Below are 24187 nucleotides of genomic sequence, written 5' to 3'. Positions count from 1 at the left end.
TTCGCGCTATGCGTAGGTGCACTTCTGCACCTTCGGGCGCTCACGGCGACGTTCGAGCTATGCATAGGTGCACTTCTGCACCTTCGGGCGCTCACAGCAGCCTTCGCGCTATGCGTAGGTGCAGTTCTGCACCTTCGGGCGCCCGGCGCGGCATGTTTGCGCGAATATGGTGCACTTTTGCACCTTATTGCGTCTGTCCCGCCATTTCCACTCACATATGGTGCACTTCTGCACCATATTGCGCCCGGCGCGACATGCCCACACGAATATGGTGCACTTCTGCACCATATTGCGCCCGGCGCGACATGCGCACACGAATATGGTGCACTTCTGCACCATATTGCGCCCGGCGCGACATGCGCACACAAATATGGTGCACTTCTGCACCATATTGCGCCCGGCGCGACATGCGCACACGAATATGGTGCACTTCTGCACCATATTGCGCCTATCCCGCCCCTTCCCACTCCCATAAGGTGCACTTTTGCACTTTATGGCGCTCGACGCAACGCTAGTGCTCGAATATGGTGCACTTCTGCACCTTATTGCGTTCAGCGCATTGCACCGTCACTTTGTCAGTCAGCTCAAGCCCTCATCAATCTTGCGTATTTTGCGCTGGAAACGCACAAAACCATATAAGAGAACAATAACAACCAGAGCTTGCAGCACAACAACGGAGCTAATGAAACCTCTAACGGTCACCGATTTATCGTACCAGCTCCACACGTTCATAATGTTCACAGTCATAATCGGGAAGTTGACGGCTGCCAGCAAGACCAGCATCATTTGAATCCTTCTCAACATCTGTGTCAGCGAGCTGCGATCGGTATAGATTTGTGGGGATGTTTCACCTTCAACATACGGCTTGCGATAATAATGCCAGCCCTTATTGGAGCCTACATGCTTCCATCCCATATCCTCGAACAATGCATAGTAAGCGTCCAGTTGGTCCTGGTCCTTGATCTGCTGGTAGTCCAACCGATACACATACCGGACAGCGGCGTCTTTCTTGAAGCAATAACGGAACGTTCCCGGCTCCTCCAAATGCTGCCCTTGCGCGGACAAGTCGTTCAGCCACTCCTCATCCTTCTCGTAGTTCCACACGAAAGACAACCTGGTTCTCGTGACAAATTGATCTGCAGAAGATAGCGTCATTGGTTATGCTCCTCCTTCATTCGTCTGATCGACTGCCAGCCTAGCATGGTGCAGCAGCTCCTCCAACCGAACCATCTCACCCTTTAATACATCGCGGCCTTTATCTGTTATGGCATACAGCTTCCGCCTCGAATCGGTACTATCCGCCTCTTGGGAAAAATCAATAAGTCCTTTCTTCTGCAGCGTACTAAGCGCCGTATACAACGTCCCCGCTCCGATCCTTACGCGGCCGCCGCTCATCTGCTCAACATCCTGCATCATGGCATAACCGTGTGCGTCCGCTCGATACAAAGTAACCAGTATATAAAAATACGCCTCCGTCAGCGGAAGCAAATCCTGCACGGAATCCTTCATGCCCTCACCTCTTATTCATAGCGTTCAATGCAATGGTCTACCGTATAGTAGATCGTTCACCTATATATTGACGTACGTTATATCTACTATCGATATATCGTACATCGATATAGTATCATTAGCAAACTTGTATGTCAACGAGTTCCATGTATGAGGTTGGCAAACAGGCTTTCTCCACTCTTCCTGGACAATCTGATTGAAAGGCAACGATAAACGCAACAAGGCCATCCTTCGATAAAGGATGGCCTTGTGTATGGTTAGTTGATCGTAACAAGAGCTTACTTTTTCAAATGATAAGGCACCGTCGTAAGGACGACGCTGGAGTGGTACAGCAGCCGAGTGCGCAGATAGAAGCTGGTCTGGTTGTGCAGGATGTTGTGCCAGCCTTTCTTCGGTATGAACTGCGGAATGATGACCGTTACCTGATGATTCGATTCCTTCGCCTTCCGCTCAACCGTATCAACGAACTTCAGCAGCGGTTGAACGATGCTCCGATATGGAGAATGCAGCGTAACGAGTCGAACATCCGGCATGAAGTCCTCCCATTTGCGCTCGAAGATCGCTTCCTCATCCCGCTCGAACGGGATATAGACGGCAATGATCTGTGCCGGCCCCAGCGATTTGGCATATTTGAGCGATTGCTCCACGACATGCGTAATGCCCGATACCGGAAGAATGATGACATTGCCTTCAATCGGCAAGACCGGTTCGCTCGTCGCGCGGCTCAGCTGTTCGCCAATCGCTTCATAGTGCTTGTTGATGCGATGCAGAACGAAGATAAGCACCGGCAGGAAGATGAGAATCGGCCATACATGCGAGAACTTCGTCAGGAAGAAAATAATCGACACCGTAAAGCTGATCAGCGCGCCGACGCCGTTAATCGTCAGCTTCGTCACCCAGCCTTTCGGCTTCTCGCGAATCCACTTCACCATCATCCCTGTCTGCGACAACGTGAACGGAATGAATACGCCAACCGCATAGAGCGGAATCAATTGATCCGTCTGCCCTTTGAACAGGATGATCAGCAGGATCGACAGTACGGCCAAGCTAATAATGCCGTTGGAGTAACCAAGACGGTCGCCCCGAGCCGTGAACATGCGCGGAATGAACTTATCTTTGGCAAGGTTGACCGCCAACAGCGGGAACGCCGAGTAGCCCGTATTCGCCGCAAGCACCAGAATGAGTGCCGTTGTGCCTTGGATGAAGAAGTACATGAAATGACGTCCGAACGTATCCTCCGCAATCTGCGACACGACGGTGACTTCAGCCTTCGGCGAAATGCCGTAGTAGTAAGCCAGGAAGACGATACCCGCAAACAACACAGCCAGCAGCACACCCATTGCGGACAACGTCTTCGCCGCATTGTTCGGCTCCGGCGACTTGAAGTTCGGGATCGCGTTCGAGATCGCCTCGACGCCCGTCAACGCCGAGCTGCCGGATGCGAATGCCTTGAGCAGCAGGAACAAGCTGATTCCCGCGACATGCGTGCCCATCGGCGCATGAAGCTCAGGCGCCACGCCGCCCGTTGCGATATTGTACAAGCCCGCCCCGATCAGAATGAACAGCGCCAGCACGAACAGATAAACCGGATACGCCAGAATGGACGCGGATTCCGTTACGCCGCGCAGATTGAGCAGCGTGATGAGCAGAACGAATATGATAGCTATTAGAACGGTGTGTTCGTGCAAACTCGGGAACGCCGATGTAATCGCATCTGTACCTGCCGACACACTAACCGCAACAGTCAGAATATAATCGACCAGCAGCGATACGCCCGCCACCAGCCCTGGGTATTTGCCGAGATTTTGCTTCGAGACGACATAAGCGCCGCCGCCATGCGGATAAGCGAATATAATTTGCCGATACGATAAAATAAGTGCGGTCAACAGCACCAGAACGCCGATGCCGATCGGAATCGAATACCAGAAAGCGGTCATACTAACCGCAACGAGTGCGATTAATATTTGTTCAGGGCCATAAGCCACCGACGACAACGCGTCCGATGACAGGATAGCCAAAGCTTTCGTTTTGTTCAACCGCTGTTCGCCGAGCTCGGTCGACTTGAGCGGGCGTCCGATTATGACGCGTTTTAGACTTGCAATCACGAGCAATCCCCCCACGACTTTCTTGCATTTCTCTATTTTTGCGCAGCAAAAAACCGCAAGGCTTCTCCTTGCGGTTATCAATAACCGAAGTCGTGTCCCCCCTCAACAACGCTTACGAGGTTAGCTGTCGGATTCGGGCGGTTGAAGTCGCCCTACGGTGCGTGAACACCGATTCACCCCGGGCGCCATTATGCTGCATGAGCGCCGTTGGTTCCCCCGTTTTCCTTTCAGAAATTCAGCGAATATGTGATGCGCTAATCATAACGCCATCACCTATTGCTGTAAAATCGCGTTTTGGGGCAAAAAAGATAAGAATGATTGTAGCTGCAAGAATGTAAACGCTTGCTATGGTGTGTCTTGTCGATTATTTAAGCTAGAGCTGTCATTATCTCGTGCTTGCGCATATTGTCACACAATTCAGTCGACCGTACAGTTATTGCACATCGAGTTTTTTCTTCTTCGTGATATGAAGTTCGCCTTGCATCACATGAAGATAGATCGTATAGGTTCCCGGCGCTTCAAACGTATAATTCGTTACATACTGACCATCCCCTGCCTCGGTCGTCTTCACATATTCAGGCAGTCCTTTGTTATCCGGCTTGCGAATGTCGACCTGAATATCTGGCGTTATATCAGCGCTCAGTCCCGTCGTCTGTACGATCAGCTTGACCGCCTCATTGGCCTTCACTACCGCCGGATCGCTCGCGAACTCGACCGTCACATCCTTCGGATCGACTTCCCCTTCCTGCGCTGCCGCTCCGCATCCTGCCAAGCCCCATACGAGTACCAATATAACTGCAATCGTCAGCCATCTTGTCGATTTCATTGCCATCCGTCCTTCCTCCTATTGCTATGCACCAACATTATACCCCCAGATCGGTACAGCTAGTTGGAAAGTAACGAGATCGTCAAATTTGACCATTCCGTGACTAGGGTCACAATGTGCGCGAAGTCACCTTCCTGAAGTAACATAATGGCATACGCTCGTCACATTAGACCATTCAGTGTACACCATGGCATCTTCTATACTATTGTCAAAAATAAGGAGGTCGCCGCCACATGCCACCCTCATCTGAACCCATTCGCGTCGTAATCGGCGCAGGAGCTTCGAATAACAATCCGGATTGGCTGCTGACGCAGCAATCCGAGCTAGATCTGCTGCGGCGTGACGATTGGGCTGCTAAGTTCCGGTCTGCTTCCCTGTCGGCTATACTAGCCGAACATGTTTGGGAGCATCTCAACTTCGAAGAAGGCGTTCAGGCAGCGCGTGTCTGCTTCGAATATTTGAAGCCAGGCGGTTATGTGCGCTGCGCCGTGCCGGACGGGTATTTTGCAGATGAGAATTACCAGCGGATCGTGCAAATCGGCGGACCTGGCCCTGCCGACCATCCTGCCGCCAGCCACCGCATCGTTCATAACTATCGGACGCTGACCGCCATGTTCGAAGCCGCTGGATTCGAGGTGCGTCTGCTCGAGTATTGCGATGAGGATGGTCAATTCCATTACGAGGAGTGGGATGCCGAGAAGGGCTTCATCTACCGTTCTCTTCGTTATGACCACCGCAATCAAGAGGGCAAGCTTGGCTTCGTCTCGCTTATTGTGGATGCGAGGAAGCCGGATGATCGCTGAAGATCGACATATGAGGGGGAAACTATCTCAATGGAGAGGAAGTTAGCGAGGTAAACACACACTTATCTCTCTGGGCAGTACTTTCGAGCATTGAGGTGCGTGTAAACCACGCTTATCCTCGCTCTATATACGATATCACCACGGCAGGTGTGTGCTAAGTGGGGATTGGCCACGCTTAGCGCACGCTGAGCAGCGTTCGTGTTCATATAGGTGTGGGTAAACCACACTTAGTCTGGGTCTACATACAATATCACCTCGGCAGGTGTGTGCTAAGTGGGGATAGGCCACGCTTAGCGCACGCTGAGCAGCGTTCGTGTACATATAGGTGTGGGCAAACCACACTTATTCTCACTCTACTTACGATATCACCACGGCAGATGTGTGCTATGTGGGGATATGTCACACTTAGCGCACGCTGAGCAGCGTTCGTGTACATATAGGTGTGGGCAAACCACGCTTACTCTCGTTCTACATACGATATCACCATAGTAGATGTGTACTAAGTGGGGATATGTCGCACTTAGCGCACGCTGAACCGCGTTTGCTCACATTTAGGTGTGGGTAAACCACAGCTATTACCGTACCTCCAGCGTTATCCCCATGTTGGCAAGCGCCAATCGTCTCCACAACACAAAAAACAGTCGAGCAACCCTGCTCGACTGTTCCGTAATTTCCTTCCCAATTCTATTCCTTCTCTGGTTTCTTCAGATGCCTAGCTGCCCAGCTCCACGCAATCGTAAGCCCAGCCTGCGCTCAGCCATGGGCCAAGGTCGCTCGAACCGCTGATCGGCGTAATGCTTAACGTGTTCGTACCGTTTACGAAGTAAGATGCAGGGATGCTCCACGAGAACGTTGTATTATTGCCGCGGTATGTCCCGATCGTCACGCTCCGCGAGTCCGGCTGCGAGGAGGCGCTAGGATTCGTGAGCGCGTGACCGTTGATCGTAACGCTTGGGCGTCCGTTGTTATACGCCGATGTGATGCCGATTTTCAGCGTATGGGCAGCGGCCGCCTGCGTAGCATTCAGCGAGAATGTTACGGTTGTCGGCGAGTTCTGTCCCCGGAATTGAACGGCCGGGAATTTGTTCGTCGCGCTGCCGACCGCATAGGTTACCGGTCCCCAGCTCGAATTGCGGCTGTCAGACGGATGGCGAACAGCGATCGTCTGACCGTTCAGCAGCTCGAGCGGCGTGCCGTCCCAGCTGCCGATGCGCCAGATCGTCGAGGTCGTGCTAGGGTCATTGTTGATCGTCCGCGTATTGAGCGTCGTGGTGCTGCCTGCGTTGACGGTCACATTTTCCGAATAGACACCAAGCTCGCCCTTGTACACCGTCATCTTATACGTGCCCGGCTTCAGGCCATATGTGCTTGCCGAACCTGACGAGGATGCCGTACTCCAATACTGCGCAGTGCTGTTCGAATAGCCGATGGTGTATGTGTAGCCCGACTGCATGCCGGAGAGACCGTTCAGGACGACATTGCCGCGCGAGGATACCCAGCCTTGCAGATTAAGTCCCGACATCCAGCTGAAATCCGGTACGCTAGGCGTCGAACCCGTCGTGAACACTAGCGCATATGGACCGTGCAGTCCCATACGGAACGCTTCCGTCTGCGCATGACCGGAGTTCATGTAGTTGTACACCTCGGTGTCGCCGCCCGACTGGAACTGAATGTCACGGAAGAACGGGCCGCCCGAGCTCGACTCGCGATTGCCGTACGCCATGAAGACGCCGACGCCGTTGCCCGTCACGCCTGCGATGCTCAGATCCTTCGCTTGGCTGTTGCCGTAATACTTCGAAGAAGTGTAGCCATTCGAGTAGCCGAATACGTCTGAGCTCTCGATCGCCCCTGTGTTATTAAGGTTCTTTGAAGGCGTTGGCACATTCGTCAGCACACTGCCTTTGCCGCGGAAAATATAGCGCAGCTCGCCTACCGACGGCTCGGCCGTCACATAGGTCGCCATGTAGATGATGTTCTCGCCCCCGCGCGAAGCATAGTAATGCGTCAGCGTGCTCGTCGCCACCGTGATGTTCACGGTCGAGCCAGAAGGCGATTTGCTCCACGTGACCGTGGCACTGCCTAATCCCGAAGCGATATGCGAAGGCTTCGATCCGATCAGCTCGGTTCCGTTCATCTTCGCTGAGGTCATATCGCCGTTGCTTTTGTTAATCGTATACACCAGACCCGCTCCTGTATCGACCACAACGGTAGACCCGTTATCCGTTACATACACGGTTGCTGCGAATGCGGATGGGCTGGGAACGAAGCAAACCAGCGCCGTTACAAGCGATAACAGGAGCATAAATAGACGCTTTCCCGATAACCAACGTTGTTGTTCAAAGCCAGACTGACTGCCAACAATCAAATTCATTAATTACACATCCTTCTCCATCAAAATTGAAATCGCTTACAAATACATTCGCACCAACCCATCATGCTGTAGAGAAACTAGTCTTGCTCTCCAACCAACAGTGAATTCGGCCCCTCTCACCTCCAATCGTTAACATCCATATAATACCATAATAGAAATGTAAAGGTCATTGGACCATTAGGCCCTTTGCACGTGCTATACCGAACCAAAAAGCAGAGCCTAATGCCCTAAGCTCTGCTTCTTCCTGCCTGATATTATTCTAGTACTTCCTTAACCACTTTGAGCGCTGAGGCTGCGCGCGGCCAGCCAGCATAGAAAGCCAAGTGCGTGATTGTCTCCGTCAGCTCCTCGACGGTCAACCCATTGTCGAACGCCAATCGCAGATGATACGGCAGCTGCTCCGTCATGCCGTTAGACATGAGCGCCGCCACGGTAATGAGACTGCGGTCTCGCAGCGACAGCTCTCCTCTCCGCCACACATCGCCGAACAACACGTCCTCCGAATATCGCACGAACGCTGGGGCTGTATCGCCGTACGTTTCCCTAACAGTGGATGTGATTGCGCGATTGGCTTGCGGCTCCATGCGAGCTGTTGTCTGAGTCATCCGGTCAGTCTGCGCTGATTGTGCTGTCTGTACAGTTGGCACCGTCCCGTCTGACTGCTCCGTCTTACCCCGCGCCGCTATCTGTAGCATCTGCGCTTCCCCTCGTCCGAACGACCAATCCTCGAACTCCGTCTCCGAGACCACTACGAACACATCTTCCTCCCGCATCGGCACGGCTGCCGAGAGCTGTTTCGCGAGCATTCCATAGAGATCTTTCTTCTGCTCAACTGTCCTTCCAGACTTGCACGTGATCTGAATGTAGATCAGCCCGTCGCTGCGCTCGACACCTAAGTACTGCTTATCGTAGAAGAACTCCTCACGCTTATGCGCATGGAATACTTGGAATAGGTCGTCCTCCGGGACGTTAAAATGCTGGACAAGCGCGCCCATGATCGTATCGCGAATGACAGCCAGTTGGTCGCCCCCATACTGCTGCTCCATGTAACTTACACGAATGAATGGCATATCGGATCATCCTCTCTTGAATTTTTCGAATATGGTTCCATTGTACGCCTTATCCCTCGTTCTATATAATTGAATAAACTACACATCTTCATCGATAATATCGATTAAGGAGCGGCACATATATGGACTTAAAAGAACTGACCACGTTCCAGACAATCGTACAGGAAGGCACGTTCTCGCGTGCAGCGGAGAAGCTGAACTACGCCCAGTCGACGATTACGAATCAAATTCAACGGCTCGAGAAAGAGCTTGGCATTCAGCTGTTCACGCGTGGCTGGGACGCTCAGTTGACAGCCGCCGGGCGGCTGTTCGCCGATGAAGTCGATCGGCTCATTCAGCATTGGCACGAGGTCGCCGGGCTTGTCAGGTCGCTGGAGCAGGAGGAGATCGGTACGATTCGCATCGGCGCAATCGAGGCTGTGATGGAGACTGTGCTGCCGAACGCCCTGCGGCGATTCCAACAAGCAAAGCCGCGAATGGCATGGCAGATCATCACAGGCAATAGCGACACCTTGACAGAATCTCTACGCGAGGACAAGCTGGATTTCGCCGTCTGCGGAGAGCCGGGCGACTCGTCGCAGTATTATTTTGAACCATTGTATGAGGAGAGGACGGTCCTGATTGCAGATCGTGCCCACCCGTTGTGCGGAAGAAGCGAGGTTGTTTTCGAGGACATATTCGACTATCCGCTCATCGCAGGCGGGAGCACCTGTCTGTACGCGCTTCAGTTCAACAAGCATCTCGCCCGCTATAAGGAAACGCCGACCGTAACGCATACGGTGAGCCAGATTTCGTCGATTCCGCATATGGTAAAGGGCACGTCCGCAATCGGTGTCGTATTATCGTCCACTTCGCTCATTGCTGAAACTGCCCCTCTTCCTGTCCGAATGGAGCTGCCTCCAATCGCAGTCGGCTTACTGCAGACCCGCAAGCATAGCGGCCCTCCCTCCTCCTCCAAGCAGTTATTGCAACGGCTAGTTCGAGAGGAGATTGAGGCTGTGAAGGCACTTCGTCAATAAAAGAGCAGCCGATATGCGAGATGGTGTAACGCGGCAGCAGGACATTTTCATTAACAAAAAAACGTCCTGACGTTCCCACGAGGCTCCCCTCGTTGAATCGTCAGAACGTCTATCTTTGATTTAGACCTGCTCCACCATCTCATTCACCGACACGATATGGCTGTTCTTCTTGCTCGGCCGCTTCCAATGCTGCTCATTGCCCGGAAGATCGTCGAACCAGGCTGCATCAGCCGGACAGTCCAGCATCATGAACTTGCCATAGTGATTGTCGCGGGATTGGTGATATTTCAAATACGCTTTGCCCTTATCGATCGCAAGAATTTCGATTTTGCCGGACGTGTGGCTCATGGAGAGCCGTACTCTTTTGCCAAGACCGGACGTTCTCGCCTTCGCCTCTTCGACGATGCGGTAAACGCGCTCGAGCGGCAGGACGAACTCGCTGTTGCCTGCAACCGGACGGTTGATGAAGAAATAGTATGGGGTCACCCCCGCCCAAGACAGCTGGTCGAGCAGCTCGGCAAGCACGCCTGGATCGTCATTAATACCGCGCAGCACCGGCGTCTGATTGACGACAATCGCACCTGCATCATGAAGTGCCTTGAAGGCCTTCTTCGCTTCCGGCGTAATCTCACGCGGGTGGTTAATATGCGCCATGACATAGATTCGACGCTCTTCCGTGGAAAACTCCCGAATCAGATCGAGCAGCTCTTGATCCTCATAGATCCGCATCGGATTAAACACCGGGATCTTCGATCCAAGCCGAATAATCTTCACATGCTCGATCTCCCGCAGCTGCTCGATAATAAGCCGCAGCTTCGCCGTTGCGAGAATCAAGCTGTCCCCGCCAGTCAGCAGCACGTTGTTAATGCTCGGCGTTTGCGCGATATACTGGATACCCGGCGACACATCCGACATCGCCTCCTTCACATCATTGCGGAACAGCCGCTTGCGGAAGCAGTACCGGCAGTACGAGCCGCATACCTCCGATACGATGAGCAGCGCCGTCGTGGAATACTTGTGCTGACAGCCTGGCACGACGTAGTTCGTATCCTCATCCGACGCATCCCAGCGCCCATACTCCTCTAGTTCCCCTTCATTCGGTATTACGAGCTTACGAATCGGATCATGCGGGTCATCCCAGTCAATCAAATTCAAGTAATAATCATTGACGCGAAAAACGAACTTGTCTGTAATCGGTTTCAAAACTTGGCGTTCATGCTCCGACAACCCTTCGACCTTACTCAGATTCGTGATGTACCTGACTTTCTGCATGTACCTCTCTCCTTCGCCTCAGAATGGGATAATCGGGGAGCCTTCATGTCAGGAAGCTTACAGTTACCGCCAGCAGGGTCTATAAGTGCGCACAAAAAGACCCTTCGCGTACAAAGGGTCTCAGGATAGTAGAAATAGACATAGGAAGACCCATCTACCGCTGACGAGGTTAGCTGACGGACTCGGGTAAGATGGTACCCTACATTCGAACTTCGAACGATTCGCCCCAAATGACTTGGTTCCCCCGCTTTTCAACACGAAACCGTTGAAAATTAAGCACAGTTAGATTATAAGGACGGTCGGTTCATTTGTCAATTAATAGGAGGTAGCATCGAGAATTATCTAGCGCTTGAACCAGTGGAGAACCTTGCGTCGAGAAAGGGAGAAACTTCAATATTGGATATGCTACAATGACCCCTAGAGGCTTGCGAGGGAGAGGACAAATGATGATGACGAATTGGGAAACGATACAAGGAATCGGCACGACGGAAGCACACGCACGCTTGATTACGGAGAGCTTCCGGCGGCTGCTCGGCCGAGCGCTCGTCGAGGTCGGCGAAGGCGAGTCGGTCCGGGACAAGCTGTATGACGCACCGATCGTCGTACTGTCGCACGGCACCGAGGAAGACCCTGTGCTGAACTACGGCAATTCGGCTGCACAGTCGCTGTGGGAGCGCGATTGGGCGGACTTCACATCGATCCCGTCGCGGTTGACGGCGGAACCGATGGTGCGCGCTGAACGCGATCAATTCCTGAAAAAGGTCGCCGAGCAAGGCTTCGATGACGACTTCAATGGCATCCGCATCTCGTCCTCCGGACGGCGCATCGCAATCGAACGCGGCATCGTCTGGAATCTGATCGACGAGCAAGGTGTTTACCGCGGACAGGCGGCAGCTTTTGCAACATATGGCTATATCGAGTAGATGAGATGAACGAAGAAGCTGTCCCAGCAGCATGGATACAATGCCGCTGGAGACAGCCTCTTTTTTACCCAGTGGCTCTGTTACCTTTAACTAAGATACTGCGACAGTTCAATCAGATTGTCATCCGGATCACGAACATATACAGATACTATCGGCCCAAGTGCCCCTGTACGATTTACTGGACCCTCTTCAATGATTATACCTTCATTACGTAATCGTTTTATTACGTCTTCCATACTTAATTCTGTTATAAAGCATAAATCAGCAGAGCCAGGCAAAGGAGATCGAGCTTTAGGTTCAAATTCATTTCCGGCTTCATGCAGATTTATTTTTTGATTCCCGAACAACAAAGCTTTACGACCATTTCCAAAGGTCTCTTCTTTCATTCCAAGAACGGTTGTATAGAATCGAATGGTCTTTTCAATACTTTCTACTGTTAGGACAAGATGGTCTAAATTTTTTATCATAAGCTTTTCTCCGTTTACTAAGTTAGTGTCGGGTTAAACGACCGAAGACTTATTGTCGGCTACGTTCATGACGTTGTTCAACTATCGTTACCCGTTTACACAATGCGCCTCGACATTACTCCACCTTAGGTAAAACATTACCTTGCATTTCTTTTATGATTTCTAAGAATTGACCAACTTCCTTGGATGGATGTAATGGATATATTAAACCATATGGAACTGCGAAATCTAAATCACTAGGGATCGTCACCAAGGATGGATGAATATCTGCCCACGCCTCCAATGTTAACATAACCGTATTGCTTTCCTCGCAGCGATTAAACACATCAAGATCATAGAGACGCGGAACATCCTTTATTTGTATTTGAGGATGTGTCATTTTCAGGAAATCACGTATGTCATGAATGACGGCACTATTCCCTCCATTCACTACAGCCAATCTTTCCCCATACAAATCTTTGACACAAAGTGTTTTTCTTGAAGCCAGCCTATGCTGCCGAGACACGGCAAAGCAAACGCGGTAACTCCCCAGTTCAAGCACACGGTAGTAATCCTTCAAGTTATCTGTAAGAAATGGCCCCGCAATGATATCGAGCGCTTGGCCAATCATGCGGTAAGTGGTTGGGAGTGTATGTGCGTCATCTTCGAAATGAACGATGTTTATTCCGAATTGAGGGTATAGATCGCTAATTCCATTCCACAAATCAATCAAAATGTTACAGGGGTTAAGCATAGAAGTACCCACCCGAATAATATGCCGGTTCACCTGTGCGGACTGATGAATGCGGACAAGGGATTCTTGAAAATACTGCAGCATAAATTCCGCATCTTTAATAAAAGCTGTTCCTGCCTTTGTGAGCCTGACACCGTGGTTGGTACGAATAAAAAGCGGGACTCCGGTTTGCTTTTCCAATAAATTCATTTGCTTCATCACAGCGGTTGATGAAATAAAAAGCTTTTCGGCTGCCTTAGAGAAGCTTCCGGACTCCGTCACTTGAACAAACGTCTTCAGTTGCTCAATCATTCAGGAAGGCCCCCTCCTTTTGCATAAACCATTAGTTAATACCATGCTAACTTATTTGAAATTCCGTATCAAGCTGCTAAGCCGTAACATTAGAGAAGAACGAAAGAGACAACAGAGGCTTTAAAAAAACGACACACAGGAACTGTATTGGAGGAGGATACGATGGAAAACAAAGTCTGGTTCATTACAGGAGCCTCTCGCGGATTAGGGCGCATTTGGGCGGAGGCCGCTCTTTCTCGCGGGGATAAGGTTGCCGCGACCGCTCGCACACCGGAAAGCATCGCTGAACTTAAGGAACGTTTTGGAGACGCTGTTCTCCCCTTAAAGCTCGATGTAACAGATCCCCGGCAGGTCGAGCATGTTGTTCAACAGGCTCATGCGCATTTCGGCAGACTGGACGTTGTCCTGAACAATGCCGGTTACACACTGGTTGGCACGACTGAGGAGGCTGACGAATCCGACGTCCGCGAACTATTTGACGCCAATTACTTTGGTACGCTTCGTGTCATCCAAGCTGCCCTGCCTCTGCTTCGACTACAGGGCAGCGGGCACATTCTCGGCGTTTCAAGCGCCATGGGGATTGTTGCGGCACCGCTCATCGGCTTCTACTGCGCTTCCAAATGGGCAGTAGAAGCACTGCACGATAGCCTCGCTCAAGAAGTCAAAGACTTCGGCATTAAGGTTACGTTGCTCGAGCCGGGCGCCTTTGCAACAGATTTTGGAAGCCCCCTGTCCATGAAAACATCACAGGGATTGGAAGTATACACTGAACTTCGAAATCGGGTGTCCGTTCGTTTATCGACAGAAGAACGAGGCGATCCGAATGCGACGGCCGAAGCGATTCTTCAAATCATAGACGCCGAGGACCCACCTCTGCGATTTGCGGTCGGCGCAGGGGTCTTGCCTTTGGTGCGCGGAGTCTATGCTGATCGTCTAGCCACTTGGGAGACATGGGAAGCTGTTTCGAACGGAGCGCAAGGAACGCCGATAAGCCGCCGTTAGATTGGGACTTAGCAGAAGGTCAAGAAACAGGGGGCAGCTGCCAAGGCAGTCTGTCCCCTGCTTTTTGCAATGCTTCCAACTGAGCCTATACGTAGACTTCCATTCAACTCTTCTGCCTGTTAGCAAATCTCAGCTTCGAATATTCCTGTAGCTCGAAATTGAAATGAAATAGTTGCGAACGTTAATCTCAAAACGAAAAAGGCCGCATGATATATGCGGCCACTAATAAGATAAAGTTATTGTCCTTACAAGGAAGCCCTCAGCAGTCCTTCCTCACTAAATCCTAGTGCGAGCCCGCCAGGTCGGCGACCTTCGACACTACCTGCTTATCCACCGTCGAAGCGTTGATGCGCTCCTGCAGCAGCTCGTAGAAATGGTCATGGTTGAACTGGTCCAGATCGGCCCAGCCGTCAATCCAGGACGAGTAATGAATGGCGTTTGAAATCAATAACCCGTTGATGCCTTCTTCACCTGGTGCGAGCAGCGGCGTACCGTTCAACACGGATTGCGTGAAATTTTTCAAAATCCCATTATGCTGCTCTCCGCCGCTGGACGACACCGGAATATCGCACTGCCAGCTCTCCGGCTTGGCGAACAGCTGCGTATTCACGCGGTTATGCTCCCGCTCCGAGATGCGGTTGCGCAGGAACGTCAGCTTATTGTGCTCAACGGTCAGCTTGCCCATATCGCCCGAGATCTCGAGACGATTCGTACCCGGCGCTTCGCCGGTCGACGTGATGTAGACGCCAGTCGCGCCGTTCGCGTATTCGAGGTAAGCGGTTACGTCGTCCTCCACCTCAATGTTGTAATACTTGCCGAAGCTGCAGAACGAACGGATGCGCGTCGGCATGCCGAGAATCCACTGCAGCAGGTCGAGGTTGTGCGGGTTCTGGTTGATGAGCGTACCGCCGCCCTCGCCTTTCCACGTCGAACGCCAAGAGCCCGAGTCATGATACGCCTGCGGACGATACCAGTCGGTGACGACCCAGACCACTCGCTTAATAGCGCCCAGCTCTCCGCTCTGTACAAGCTCGCGAACTTTCTGGTAGACCGGATTCGTGCGCTGATTGTACATGATGCCGAAGATCTTATCCGACTTCGCTGCCGCTTCGTTCATCTCCAGCACCTGCTTCGTGTAGACGCCCGCCGGCTTCTCCACCAGCACATGCAGCCCGTGCGCGAATGCGTCAATCGCCTGCGATGGATGATCATAATGGAGGCCCGCGATAAGAACCGCATCGATCAGACCGCTCTTATACATCGCGTCCACGCTATCGAAAACCGCGACGCCAGTTAGCTTCTCACTAGCCCACGTTCTGCGTGCCTCGACCACATCGCATACCGCGCCAAGCACCATGCCTGGAATTTTGCCGTCAAAAATATTCACTGCATGCGCCGAACCCATATTGCCCAGACCGATAATCCCCATTCTCACTTGTTCCATCTCGCGTTAAGCCTCCCTTAAATTCGATTCAAAATCGCTTGCAATGCGCGGTGCGCAACGCGGAATGTATGCAGACCGCCCTGCTCCAGCGAGTCAACCCAATCGGTATGCTCGAGCTGAGCGAGACCTTTGAAGCTGCCCAGATGCGGCTCCAGCGACAGGAAGCCTTCATAGCCATCCGCCTTCAAAGTGCGAAGAACGTCCTCTACTCTACCCGTCCCATAGCCAGCTGGCACCACTTGACCATCCGCCTGCGCGTCCTTGATGTGTACATATTTGATATAAGGCTTCAACAGTTCGAAAGCCTTCGGGAATACTTCAACATCGCATTGAATAAAGTTGGCGGGATCGAACGCGCTCGCCCAGTGATCCGCCTTCAGCGTCGTCATCAGGTCGAGACAGCGCTCCGCTGTGTCGCCGTAGATATGCTTCTCGTTCTCATGAACGAGCATAACGCCGCTGCCCTTCGCCGTTTCCACGATGGCACCCATTCGATCGATGACTTCATTCCGATACTGAGCCGCATCCTGACCTTCAGGGATATAGAAGCTGAACACTCTGATGTAAGGACTATGAAGCGTATGCGCCGTGTCCATAATCCGCTTGAACATATCAAGGTGCGGGTTGAAGTCGTCTGTGATTTGTATTTTGCCAACGGGTGAACCGATCGAAGAAACTCGGATGCCGGATGACTCCAGCTGGCGTTTCACCTCTGCAATCTGCGCTGCCGACAACGTGGAGATATTGCTGCCATTCACACCACGTATTTCGATGTGACCAATCCCCAGCTCTTGAAGTCCATTCAACTGCGTTCCGAAATCTGCATCAATCTCATCTGCGAAGCCCGATAGAATAAATTGGGACAAATCCAACACCGCCTATGTTTGGTAGGAATCATCCTCAATGTAACATTAATATTGTCCATATTCCTTGCCTATTGTGCTTGTTAGTTTGCATATCTTGCTGTATGTTTGGAACAAGGAGATGATCCAGTTGGGTTTCCATTATCATGCGAAGGATCAGTCGTTCCGGCTGCATCATACGAGAGACGAGCGGCCGAATCTGCAGCACTTCTTCCTGCATTATGAGCAGGGCTATGAGATCTATATGTTCGTCAGCGGTGCAGGGAGCTTCACGATCGAGGGCAGCCTTTATGACCTGGAACCCTACTCCATTCTGATGATGAATCATAACGAGCTGCATGCGCTCAACATCGACGAGAATCTGCCCTACGAACGTATCGTCCTCAGCTTCAACGAGAGCATTATGCCTCCCATACTGCTTAGCGGCGTAGACCTGTTCCGTTCGATCAAATACCGCAAGCTCGGACAGAACAATCAGATTCCAGCCGATCAAGTCCGCAGCAGCGGCCTGCTCGATCTGATGCACAAGCTGATGGACTTGCTGAAGCAGCCAAGTGCGGAGAACGAATTCGTCGCCAAATGCGTCATCGTTCAGATGCTCCACACGATGAACAGCCTTGCCGAGAACGGGATCGAGCTGACCGCGCCCACACCGCAGACGACGAAGATTCATGACGTCATCGCTTATATTAATGATCATCTGGATCAGCCGCTCGCACTGGACGAGCTGTCGCATCGCTTCTACGTGACCAAGTACCATCTGTGCCGTATTTTTCGAGAAGCGACGGGGTTCTCCATCAACCAATACATTACGTACAAACGTGTTCATAAAGCGGACGAGTTCATGCGCCAGGGCTATCCGATGACCAAGGCGTGTTTCCTGGCCGGCTTCAACAGCTACTCGAACTTCTACCGCTCGTACCGCAAGCTGACGGGAAAATCACCGAGGGATGGGAAGTCGGAGTAAGTGGCATATGTGCAAAAAAGGAGCCGCCTCAACCGTCATGTCGATGACGTAGAGGCGGCTCCTTGTATTTAACACTAAGTGTACATAGGTGCATTTATGCACCTACGTGCCGTAAGTTCGGCCGGTGCCATGGAACGTACGCGTCCCCACTAGATCAAATACTTCCTTATGAAATAAGTCGGCGTGCAGCTCCATGCGTGGCAGTAGCTGTTGATCAGGTTGCTGCCGTAAGGCGACAGCTTCTTGTCCTCCGGGTTATACAGTTCCCAGAACGTGTCCGCTCCGTCCTTGATCATCTCGCCCCAGTACGCCTTCATCTGCTCGACGGCATTCTCCTGCTTACCCGCGGAGAACAGCGCCTCGATCAGATGATGGTACATATAAGGCGTCGTCATGCCGATCGCAGGCGGCGCCTCGAACAGCCGATCCAGCAGTGCGGCGTTCTGCTCCGCAGGAAGCACCCCCGCCAGCACCATCCATACTTGCGATGCCCACGAGATCTGCTTATCCGAACCGCTCACGAAGAAGCCTTGCTGCTCGTCCCACAGCTGCTCGATCGCCCCGTTGACCGTCCGCTCGATCTGCCCCTCAATGTACTGCTCCGCTTCGCCAACGACACGCGCCAGCTCCAGTCCTTGTCTCAGACAGTAGATGAGTACACCTTGCGTCGGCGCTTGTTTGTTCAAGTCCGAATGCCAGTCGATGAAGCTCCACCATGTCTCGTCGTCCGCTACAATCCCCTGCTCATTCAACCGCTGCACGCCAATCTCGATCTGCTGCATCGCAATCGGCCAGAGCTCCAGCAGCGTATCTCGATCGTGCGAAGCTTCATAGTAATCATACAAGCAGGATACGAAGAAAATGGCGTAGTCGTAAAGACGGGTGTCATCGACATGGGCATGCGGCTTCTCGAAGACGCACGCGCCTACCGCACCATCAGGCAGACGCATACCGGCAAACAAGTACAAGCAGCGGCGCACGAGGTCATAGTTGTTGAACGTCAGATAGTTAGCCTGCGCCTGCAGCCGCAGGTCCCCGATCCACAATCGGCGATCACGCTTCGGACCGTCCTCGAACACCGTCTGCATGCAATCCCTCAGCGTCTTGATCGCGATTCGATCCATGAGAGCCAATTCCTCGGACACTTCACTTGGGAGCGGCTTCACCTTGCTCACATCGCCGGAAGTAACAGTCGTGCACGCAATATCCTGGAACGATACCTTATACTTCACCGACGTATCCAGCACCTCTACCTTTAGGAATCGGAATGTATAGCGTCTTGGCAGCTTAAGCTCCGCAGGCAGCACGTCGACGAAGATCGTCTCCTCCTGCAGCCACGAGCTGCTGAGCCATCCCTGATAGCTCTCGAACGGTTCGGCGATTTCACATGGCATCTCGCCGAAGGTCAGCTTCAGCTTGAGCGGCGCATCCGGCGGACTGCCGACCGGCTTCACAACTAAGCTCAAATAACCTACCATATGATCTTCGAAGTCCAGCACGAAGCTATCGCCTTTGCCCAGCGCTTTCTCCTTCCAGTTCTGCTCCTCCGCTTGATCTACCCGCCAACCTTGAAACGCGTTCTCGTCTGCTGCTATTTCAATAACCGCCTTCGGCTCGACAGGCGATGTCATCAACTCAGGAATTAAACCTTCCGCCTTCTGGACCAGCTGTGGATCGATTAACATGTTGAAATCCCCTTCCTATAGGCCTGTTCTATCCTCTTTCTTTGCTTCTTTTTTGACTGTATGCGTTTTCACTTGTGCGCACAAGGCCTCGTTTTTCAGGTGTATATCCACTTTTTTTGGATGCCCCGTCAAGCGGCGTCAGCTATCTTTGGATGGAACGTACGATTATTTTGGATCGGCCGCGGAAACCCCGCACCGCTATTGAACAGCCCAAAAAAATCAGACATCCCCAAAAAAAGCGGCGCTTATCAGTTTGTTATGAAAGCCTTTACACTGAAGTCCACAGGGCTCCGGACCCCCTACAAACGAACTTAATGACGATTCCAGACGACTAGACGCTTTCCATACGATTTGATTACGCTCGAACATCACAAGGAGGGTTTCAATCAATGGCTCAATCGACAAAGAGAACAATCCTTACGCTGACAGGCGCACTTCTTATTACGACAGCATTATCCGCTTGCGGAAGCAGCAGCGACGACAGCAAAGAGTCCAGCCAGACGCCAGCGACGACAGATACGTCGACGACAGCATCCACGGATTCGAATTCTGAACGTTATGCAGAACCGGTTACGCTGAAGCTGCTGATCGACAACCAGACGTCGACCGAAGGCATTAAGGCAGTAGCCGATGAAATCGAGAAGCGTTACAACATCAAGACCGAGTTCGATCTCCGTCCTGGCAGCGGCGAGGGCGATAATCTCGTGAAGACGAAGCTCGCTACCGGCGAGATGGACGATCTTAGCTTCTATAACTCCGGCTCGCTGTTCAAGGCCTTGCAGCCGGAGAAGTATTTCGTCGATCTGACGAATGAGCCTTTCATGCAAAATGTAATGGATTCCTTCCTCCCAACGGTCAGCGTAGACGGCAAGGTATACGCAGCACCAAGCGGCGCTTCCCAAGCAGGCGCTTGGCTCTACAACAAGAAGGTGTACGCGGACCTCGGCTTGTCCGTACCGAAGACGTGGGATGAGCTGAAGGCGAACAACGAGAAGATCAAGGCAGCAGGCAAAACAGCGGTCATCGGCTCCTACAAGGACAGCTGGACGTCCCAGCTGATCGTGCTCGCTGACTACGCGAACGTGCAAGCGGATGCACCTACGTTCGCGGAAGATTTTACGAACAATAAGGCCAAATTCGCGGACACGCCGGCAGCGCTGCGCAGCTTCCAGAAGCTCAGCGAAATGACGCCTTACATGAACAAGGATTACCTCTCGACGACGTACGACCAAGCGCTGAAGATGCTCGTTGACGGCACAGGCGCTCAATATCCGATGCTGACGTTCGCATTGTCCAACATCTTCGCGACATACCCTGACGCGATCGACAACATCGGCGTATTCGCTCAGCCTGCTGACAGCGCGGACAAAACAGCTCTGACGGTATGGATGCCTGCCGCAATCTCGATCTACAAAGACGGCAAGAACGTAGAAGCAGCGAAGAAATGGCTCAACTTCTTCGCATCGCCGGAAGGCATGGCGCTTCAAGCAACGAAGGCGAAGCCGGAAGGCCCTTATGTCATCAAAGGCGCAACGCTGCCAGACGATGCTTACGCAGGCGTGAAAGAGATGATGCCTTACTTCGATAACGGGAACAATGCACCGGCGCTCGAGTTCTTGTCCCCGCTGAAGGGACCGAACCTGCCGCAGCTGACGGTTGAAGTCGGCTCCGGCATGAAGTCGGCTGAAGACAACGCGAAGGCGTATGACAAGGACGTTGAGAAACAAGCGAAGCAATTAGGCATTCAAGGCTGGTAAGCTCCGCATAGCCAGCTGTGTAAGACCAAACAAGCCCTGCCCTGCTCCATCAAAGGCAGGACAGGGCTTCTTTTATAGAAAGTAGGATGGGAGAGATTCATCATGCAGAAGGCTTCCCTAACAAAAGCTTCCAAACGTTTGTATACGTATAAGTTTCTGCTGCCCGCGGGCATTATTTATTTCGTATTGTTCCTGCTGCCGACGATTATGTCCTTCTTCTTCAGTATGACGAGATGGGATCTGGTGGAATGGGACTTCATCGGGTTCGAAAACTATAAGACGTTCTTCTCTGAGTCGTCGCTTAATATCGGCTTCCGCAACACGTTGATTTACGCCGTAGTGACTTGCGGTCTCAAAGTTGTTCTTGGCTTGATGCTTGGGGTCGCGCTCACCTCCGGCCTCCGAATTAAAGGTTACTTGCGCTCTGTCGTGTTCTTCCCAACTTTGCTATCTACGATTGCGGTTGGCATTGCATTCAGCAGCATGATGCACCCATCGCAAGGCTTAATTAATAAAAGCTTGGCTCTCGCTGGTATTGCGGGCCCTGATTGGCTCGGCGACACAAGCATCGCACTTCTGTCCGTCGCTTTCGTTGATGTGTGGAAAGGCGTCGGCATGGCTACCGTTATTTTTATCGCGGGCATTATGTCCATTCCCGAAGACTATTACGAGGCGCTTCAGATCGACGGCGGCAACGCTTGGGATCGGTTCTGGCATATTACGAATCCGCTGGTTGCGCCGGCAATGAACTCCGTCATCATTCTGTCCTTCATCGGCGGCCTTCGTTCGTTCGACCTTGTCTGGGCGATGACCAAAGGCGGACCGGGCTTCAGCACGGACTTGATCGCTTCGATTATTTACAAGCAATATCAAGGCGGCTTCTACGGCCTCTCTACGGCAGGCAACGTCATTCTGTTCATCGGCGTATCGCTGCTGGCATTCCCGCTGCTTAAGCTGCTATCGAAGAGAGAGGTGGATCTGTAATGAGACTGAAAGGCGCGAAACGAACCATTCTCGAGACGCTTGCCGTCATATTATCGGTCGTTATTTTCTGGGTCCCCTTCTTCTTCGTCATTGTTAACTCGCTGAAGAGCAAGACGGATGCGGCACTGCTGGACTTGAGCTGGCCAACCTCCTTCCAATGGTCGAACTACAAGGAAGTGCTTACGGCACAGGATCATATGGTCATTCGCTCGTTCATTAACAGTACGCTGATTACGCTGCTATCCATCGTCGTTCTCATACTCGTAAGCGCAATGACAGGTTATGTACTGCAGCGACGCAACGACCGCTGGTCCGGCGTCATTCAATTCCTCGTCATGGCAGGTTTGATGATTCCGCCGGCGATAGTACCAACGATCTGGGTGCTGGATTCGATTCACTTGTTCAAAACAATGACCGGCATCGTGCTCGTCGAGGTCGCGCTAGGCATCTCCTTCGCCGTTATGTTGTTCCGCAGCTTCATGGCGACGATTCCGAGGGAGATCGACGAGGCCGCTGTCGTCGACGGCTGCGGCAGCCTGCGGATGTTCTTCCAGATCATCTTCCCGCTGCTTATGCCGGTTACGTCTACCGTTGTTGTTTTGTCGTCCGTCGGTATCTATAACGACTTCGTTAATCCGCTCTACTTCTTCCCAGGCGCGAAGAACGCAACGATTCAGCTTACGCTGTACAATTTCACGAGCATGTACAACACGTCGTGGAACCTGCTGTTCGCAGACATTATGCTCATCTCGATTCCGCCGCTTATTCTGTTCATCTTCTTCAATAAGCGGATCGTGGCCGGCATGACAGCTGGTGCGGTGAAGGGCTAAGAATACAATAATAGTTCCCACTCTAGTCGTTTGTGTTAGGACATAGTGGGAAGGATTTAAACACGAATAAGAGGTCGCCATGGAGGCGGCCTCTTTTGTTATTGATGGTTTCGACTAACGTTTCCGTAAGGATTCCTGTAATACGAATAATTTGGCGTTTAACAAAAACGAGCGCCTCCAGTAAGATGGGGTTGCACACGAGGTCAAAAGCCTCAAAAAGCCCATCAGGAGGTCGCTCTACTATGAAGTTTAAGTCACAGGACAAGCAAAATCAACTCATTGAAAACATTACCGTTTCTCACCTAGTCATCGGCGTAGATATCGCCCAAGAAGTTCATGTTGCCCGCGCTGTCAGTTTTCGAGGCATTGCTCTGGGAACTCCTCTCGAGTTTGGTAACCATCGTGAAGGGTTCAATCTCTTCGGACGTTGGATTCATGATCTACTTAAATCCTACAAACTTAGCAGCGTCATAATCGGCATGGAACCCACTGGGCACTACTGGTTCAGCCTAGCACGTTGGCTCCTCGATCAAGGCATCGAACCTGTTTTGGTTAACCCTCATCTCGTCAAGAAGAACAAGGAAAACCGAGATAATACACCGTCTAAAAGTGACCATAAAGATGCCCTTGTCATTGCAGATATGGTCAAAAACGGGTACTACTCCCCTGTTCGTTTTCATCCCGAAGCTTATGAGGAACTGCGTATTCTTATGGCAAACCGAGAGACTGTTACCAAGCGCCTCAATGCTGCGGTTAATCAGATTCATCGCTGGGTAGACATTGTCTTTCCTGAGCTTCGTCAGGTCTTTAAAATCCTTACTTGCACCAGTGCAATCGCAACACTCAGGCTCTTTCCTTTGCCAAAAGATATCCGTCGGTTAAGCACGGAACAGGTCCTCGACGGCTGGAAGCAATATGTAAAGCGCCATGCCGGAGTTAAACGTGCTGAACTGCTCATTTCACTTGCAAAATCCAGTGTAGGTACCTCTCAAGCACTTCATGCTTACAAGCTCCATCTTGGGCACTTGCTCGAGGAATATGACCTAGCTCAGTTCTCAAAAAGGAGGTTCAGGTCTATATCTTCATTCAGTAATCGAGTTGATACAGGACCATGCCCGCATACTTTACAATTCAAGGGATATGAATCCGTGAATATTAACGAGAGAGTCTTTTCGTCAACTTCGAGCACCTCAGCATAATAACATTCATGATCAAACTGCTTATAAAGGTTTACTTTTAAGTTGCATTGTAAAAGCACTTTGAACT

20 protein-coding genes, 2 pseudogenes and 2 riboswitches are annotated in these 24187 nt (G+C 51.8%); of the genes and pseudogenes, 9 read left to right on the top strand and 13 right to left on the bottom strand.

The annotated features are described in order from the left end of the window. Positions 1-579: 579 nt before the first annotated feature. From SBI19_RS17245 to SBI19_RS17230, 4 genes are all read right to left on the bottom strand, one after another. Positions 580-1155, bottom strand: a complete 576-nt coding sequence (locus tag SBI19_RS17245) for a DUF2812 domain-containing protein (protein ID WP_317970368.1) — start codon at positions 1153-1155, stop codon at positions 580-582. 3 nt (positions 1156-1158) lie between these two features. Continuing rightward, a complete protein-coding gene (locus SBI19_RS17240; RefSeq protein WP_317970366.1) occupies positions 1159-1509 on the bottom strand; it encodes a PadR family transcriptional regulator in 351 nt (116 codons plus the stop codon). 278 nt (positions 1510-1787) lie between these two features. After that, complete coding sequence (locus SBI19_RS17235) at positions 1788-3614, bottom strand: APC family permease (protein ID WP_317970364.1); 1827 nt, start codon at positions 3612-3614, stop codon at positions 1788-1790. A gap of 94 nt (positions 3615-3708) precedes the next feature. Beyond that, positions 3709-3865, bottom strand: a riboswitch (cyclic di-AMP (ydaO/yuaA leader). 182 nt (positions 3866-4047) lie between these two features. After that, complete coding sequence (locus SBI19_RS17230) at positions 4048-4446, bottom strand: FixH family protein (protein ID WP_317970362.1); 399 nt, start codon at positions 4444-4446, stop codon at positions 4048-4050. 227 nt (positions 4447-4673) lie between these two features. On the opposite strand from SBI19_RS17230, the gene SBI19_RS17225 reads away from it, so the two are divergent. Then, the gene (locus SBI19_RS17225) at positions 4674-5243 is read left to right on the top strand and encodes a class I SAM-dependent methyltransferase (RefSeq protein WP_317970360.1); all 570 of its coding nucleotides are present in this window, start codon (positions 4674-4676) and stop codon (positions 5241-5243) included. Between the two features lie 712 nt (positions 5244-5955). On the opposite strand, the gene SBI19_RS17220 is transcribed toward SBI19_RS17225, so the two are convergent. The 3 genes and pseudogenes from SBI19_RS17220 to SBI19_RS17210 all read right to left on the bottom strand — a co-directional run. Then, entirely contained in the window at positions 5956-7614 is a 1659-nt protein-coding gene (locus SBI19_RS17220) for a rhamnogalacturonan lyase B N-terminal domain-containing protein (RefSeq protein ID WP_317970358.1), read from the bottom strand. A 254-nt stretch (positions 7615-7868) separates the two neighbouring features. After that, the gene (locus SBI19_RS17215) at positions 7869-8198 is read right to left on the bottom strand and encodes a carboxymuconolactone decarboxylase family protein (protein ID WP_317970374.1); all 330 of its coding nucleotides are present in this window, start codon (positions 8196-8198) and stop codon (positions 7869-7871) included. Between the two features lie 138 nt (positions 8199-8336). After that, positions 8337-8609, bottom strand: a pseudogene (locus tag SBI19_RS17210) (tautomerase family protein); the annotation flags it as partial. A 197-nt stretch (positions 8610-8806) separates the two neighbouring features. On the opposite strand from SBI19_RS17210, the gene SBI19_RS17205 reads away from it, so the two are divergent. Then, positions 8807-9703: a LysR family transcriptional regulator gene (locus tag SBI19_RS17205; RefSeq protein WP_317970356.1), complete on the top strand. Its 897-nt coding sequence runs from the start codon at positions 8807-8809 to the stop codon at positions 9701-9703. Positions 9704-9823: 120 nt separating this feature from the next. Here SBI19_RS17205 and SBI19_RS17200 read toward each other — a convergent pair whose 3' ends face one another. Beyond that, positions 9824-10975 carry a KamA family radical SAM protein gene (locus tag SBI19_RS17200; protein ID WP_317970354.1) on the bottom strand — a complete coding sequence of 384 codons (1152 nt, stop codon included), beginning with the start codon at positions 10973-10975 and terminating at the stop codon, positions 9824-9826. Between the two features lie 145 nt (positions 10976-11120). Further along, a riboswitch (cyclic di-AMP (ydaO/yuaA leader) is annotated at positions 11121-11264 on the bottom strand. Between the two features lie 154 nt (positions 11265-11418). On the opposite strand from SBI19_RS17200, the gene SBI19_RS17195 reads away from it, so the two are divergent. Then, the gene (locus SBI19_RS17195) at positions 11419-11898 is read left to right on the top strand and encodes an MEKHLA domain-containing protein (protein ID WP_317970352.1); all 480 of its coding nucleotides are present in this window, start codon (positions 11419-11421) and stop codon (positions 11896-11898) included. Positions 11899-11984: 86 nt separating this feature from the next. On the opposite strand, the gene SBI19_RS17190 is transcribed toward SBI19_RS17195, so the two are convergent. Next, positions 11985-12365 (bottom strand): VOC family protein, encoded by a 381-nt coding sequence (locus SBI19_RS17190; protein WP_317970350.1) that lies wholly within the window; start codon positions 12363-12365, stop codon positions 11985-11987. A gap of 115 nt (positions 12366-12480) precedes the next feature. Continuing rightward, positions 12481-13389, bottom strand: a complete 909-nt coding sequence (locus tag SBI19_RS17185) for a LysR family transcriptional regulator (protein WP_317970348.1) — start codon at positions 13387-13389, stop codon at positions 12481-12483. A 162-nt stretch (positions 13390-13551) separates the two neighbouring features. Here SBI19_RS17185 and SBI19_RS17180 point away from each other — a divergent pair, with 162 nt between their 5' ends. Further along, positions 13552-14391, top strand: a complete 840-nt coding sequence (locus SBI19_RS17180; RefSeq protein WP_317970346.1) for an SDR family NAD(P)-dependent oxidoreductase — start codon at positions 13552-13554, stop codon at positions 14389-14391. Between the two features lie 283 nt (positions 14392-14674). Here the strand turns inward: SBI19_RS17180 and SBI19_RS17175 are convergent, their stop codons facing one another. Continuing rightward, positions 14675-15835, bottom strand: a complete 1161-nt coding sequence (locus SBI19_RS17175) for a Gfo/Idh/MocA family protein (RefSeq protein WP_317970344.1) — start codon at positions 15833-15835, stop codon at positions 14675-14677. 17 nt (positions 15836-15852) lie between these two features. After that, the gene (locus SBI19_RS17170) at positions 15853-16710 is read right to left on the bottom strand and encodes a sugar phosphate isomerase/epimerase family protein (protein ID WP_317970342.1); all 858 of its coding nucleotides are present in this window, start codon (positions 16708-16710) and stop codon (positions 15853-15855) included. A 109-nt stretch (positions 16711-16819) separates the two neighbouring features. On the opposite strand from SBI19_RS17170, the gene SBI19_RS17165 reads away from it, so the two are divergent. Beyond that, entirely contained in the window at positions 16820-17665 is an 846-nt protein-coding gene (locus SBI19_RS17165; RefSeq protein ID WP_483312305.1) for a helix-turn-helix domain-containing protein, read from the top strand. 149 nt (positions 17666-17814) lie between these two features. Here the strand turns inward: SBI19_RS17165 and SBI19_RS17160 are convergent, their stop codons facing one another. Then, complete coding sequence (locus SBI19_RS17160) at positions 17815-19350, bottom strand: alpha-L-rhamnosidase-related protein (protein ID WP_317970340.1); 1536 nt, start codon at positions 19348-19350, stop codon at positions 17815-17817. A 389-nt stretch (positions 19351-19739) separates the two neighbouring features. Here SBI19_RS17160 and SBI19_RS17155 point away from each other — a divergent pair, with 389 nt between their 5' ends. The 4 genes and pseudogenes from SBI19_RS17155 to SBI19_RS17140 form a co-directional block, all read left to right on the top strand. Further along, positions 19740-21107, top strand: coding sequence for an ABC transporter substrate-binding protein (locus SBI19_RS17155; RefSeq protein WP_317970339.1), 1368 nt, complete (start codon positions 19740-19742; stop codon positions 21105-21107). Positions 21108-21209: 102 nt separating this feature from the next. Next, on the top strand, positions 21210-22091 hold the full coding sequence (locus SBI19_RS17150; protein WP_317970337.1) for a carbohydrate ABC transporter permease: 882 nt from the start codon (positions 21210-21212) through the stop codon (positions 22089-22091). Next, positions 22091-22921, top strand: coding sequence for a carbohydrate ABC transporter permease (locus tag SBI19_RS17145; RefSeq protein ID WP_317970335.1), 831 nt, complete (start codon positions 22091-22093; stop codon positions 22919-22921). The genes SBI19_RS17150 and SBI19_RS17145 overlap by 1 nt, the downstream gene beginning before the upstream one ends. A gap of 242 nt (positions 22922-23163) precedes the next feature. Continuing rightward, positions 23164-23970: pseudogene (locus SBI19_RS17140) on the top strand (IS110 family transposase); the annotation flags it as partial. Between the last annotated feature and the right edge of the window lie 217 nt (positions 23971-24187).

This window comes from Paenibacillus sp. CCS19, assembly GCF_033239625.1.
Classification (GTDB): Bacteria; Bacillota; Bacilli; order Paenibacillales; family Paenibacillaceae; genus Paenibacillus_T.
Note: the sequence above shows the minus strand (reverse complement) of the source record. Positions and strands in the feature narration are given on the sequence as shown.

Coding starts and splice junctions, on each gene's coding strand:
- SBI19_RS17175 (WP_317970344.1), bottom strand. CDS start 15,835: ATGGAACAAGTGAGAATGGGGATTATCGGTCTGGGCAATATGGGTTCG.
- SBI19_RS17160 (WP_317970340.1), bottom strand. CDS start 19,350: ATGTTAATCGATCCACAGCTGGTCCAGAAGGCGGAAGGTTTAATTCCT.
- SBI19_RS17150 (WP_317970337.1), top strand. CDS start 21,210: ATGCAGAAGGCTTCCCTAACAAAAGCTTCCAAACGTTTGTATACGTAT.
- SBI19_RS17200 (WP_317970354.1), bottom strand. CDS start 10,975: ATGCAGAAAGTCAGGTACATCACGAATCTGAGTAAGGTCGAAGGGTTG.
- SBI19_RS17245 (WP_317970368.1), bottom strand. CDS start 1,155: ATGACGCTATCTTCTGCAGATCAATTTGTCACGAGAACCAGGTTGTCT.
- SBI19_RS17230 (WP_317970362.1), bottom strand. CDS start 4,446: ATGGCAATGAAATCGACAAGATGGCTGACGATTGCAGTTATATTGGTA.
- SBI19_RS17225 (WP_317970360.1), top strand. CDS start 4,674: ATGCCACCCTCATCTGAACCCATTCGCGTCGTAATCGGCGCAGGAGCT.
- SBI19_RS17190 (WP_317970350.1), bottom strand. CDS start 12,365: ATGATAAAAAATTTAGACCATCTTGTCCTAACAGTAGAAAGTATTGAA.
- SBI19_RS17205 (WP_317970356.1), top strand. CDS start 8,807: ATGGACTTAAAAGAACTGACCACGTTCCAGACAATCGTACAGGAAGGC.
- SBI19_RS17195 (WP_317970352.1), top strand. CDS start 11,419: ATGATGATGACGAATTGGGAAACGATACAAGGAATCGGCACGACGGAA.
- SBI19_RS17145 (WP_317970335.1), top strand. CDS start 22,091: ATGAGACTGAAAGGCGCGAAACGAACCATTCTCGAGACGCTTGCCGTC.
- SBI19_RS17180 (WP_317970346.1), top strand. CDS start 13,552: ATGGAAAACAAAGTCTGGTTCATTACAGGAGCCTCTCGCGGATTAGGG.
- SBI19_RS17155 (WP_317970339.1), top strand. CDS start 19,740: ATGGCTCAATCGACAAAGAGAACAATCCTTACGCTGACAGGCGCACTT.
- SBI19_RS17215 (WP_317970374.1), bottom strand. CDS start 8,198: ATGGAGCCGCAAGCCAATCGCGCAATCACATCCACTGTTAGGGAAACG.
- SBI19_RS17165 (WP_483312305.1), top strand. CDS start 16,820: ATGATCCAGTTGGGTTTCCATTATCATGCGAAGGATCAGTCGTTCCGG.
- SBI19_RS17185 (WP_317970348.1), bottom strand. CDS start 13,389: ATGATTGAGCAACTGAAGACGTTTGTTCAAGTGACGGAGTCCGGAAGC.
- SBI19_RS17220 (WP_317970358.1), bottom strand. CDS start 7,614: ATGAATTTGATTGTTGGCAGTCAGTCTGGCTTTGAACAACAACGTTGG.
- SBI19_RS17240 (WP_317970366.1), bottom strand. CDS start 1,509: ATGAAGGATTCCGTGCAGGATTTGCTTCCGCTGACGGAGGCGTATTTT.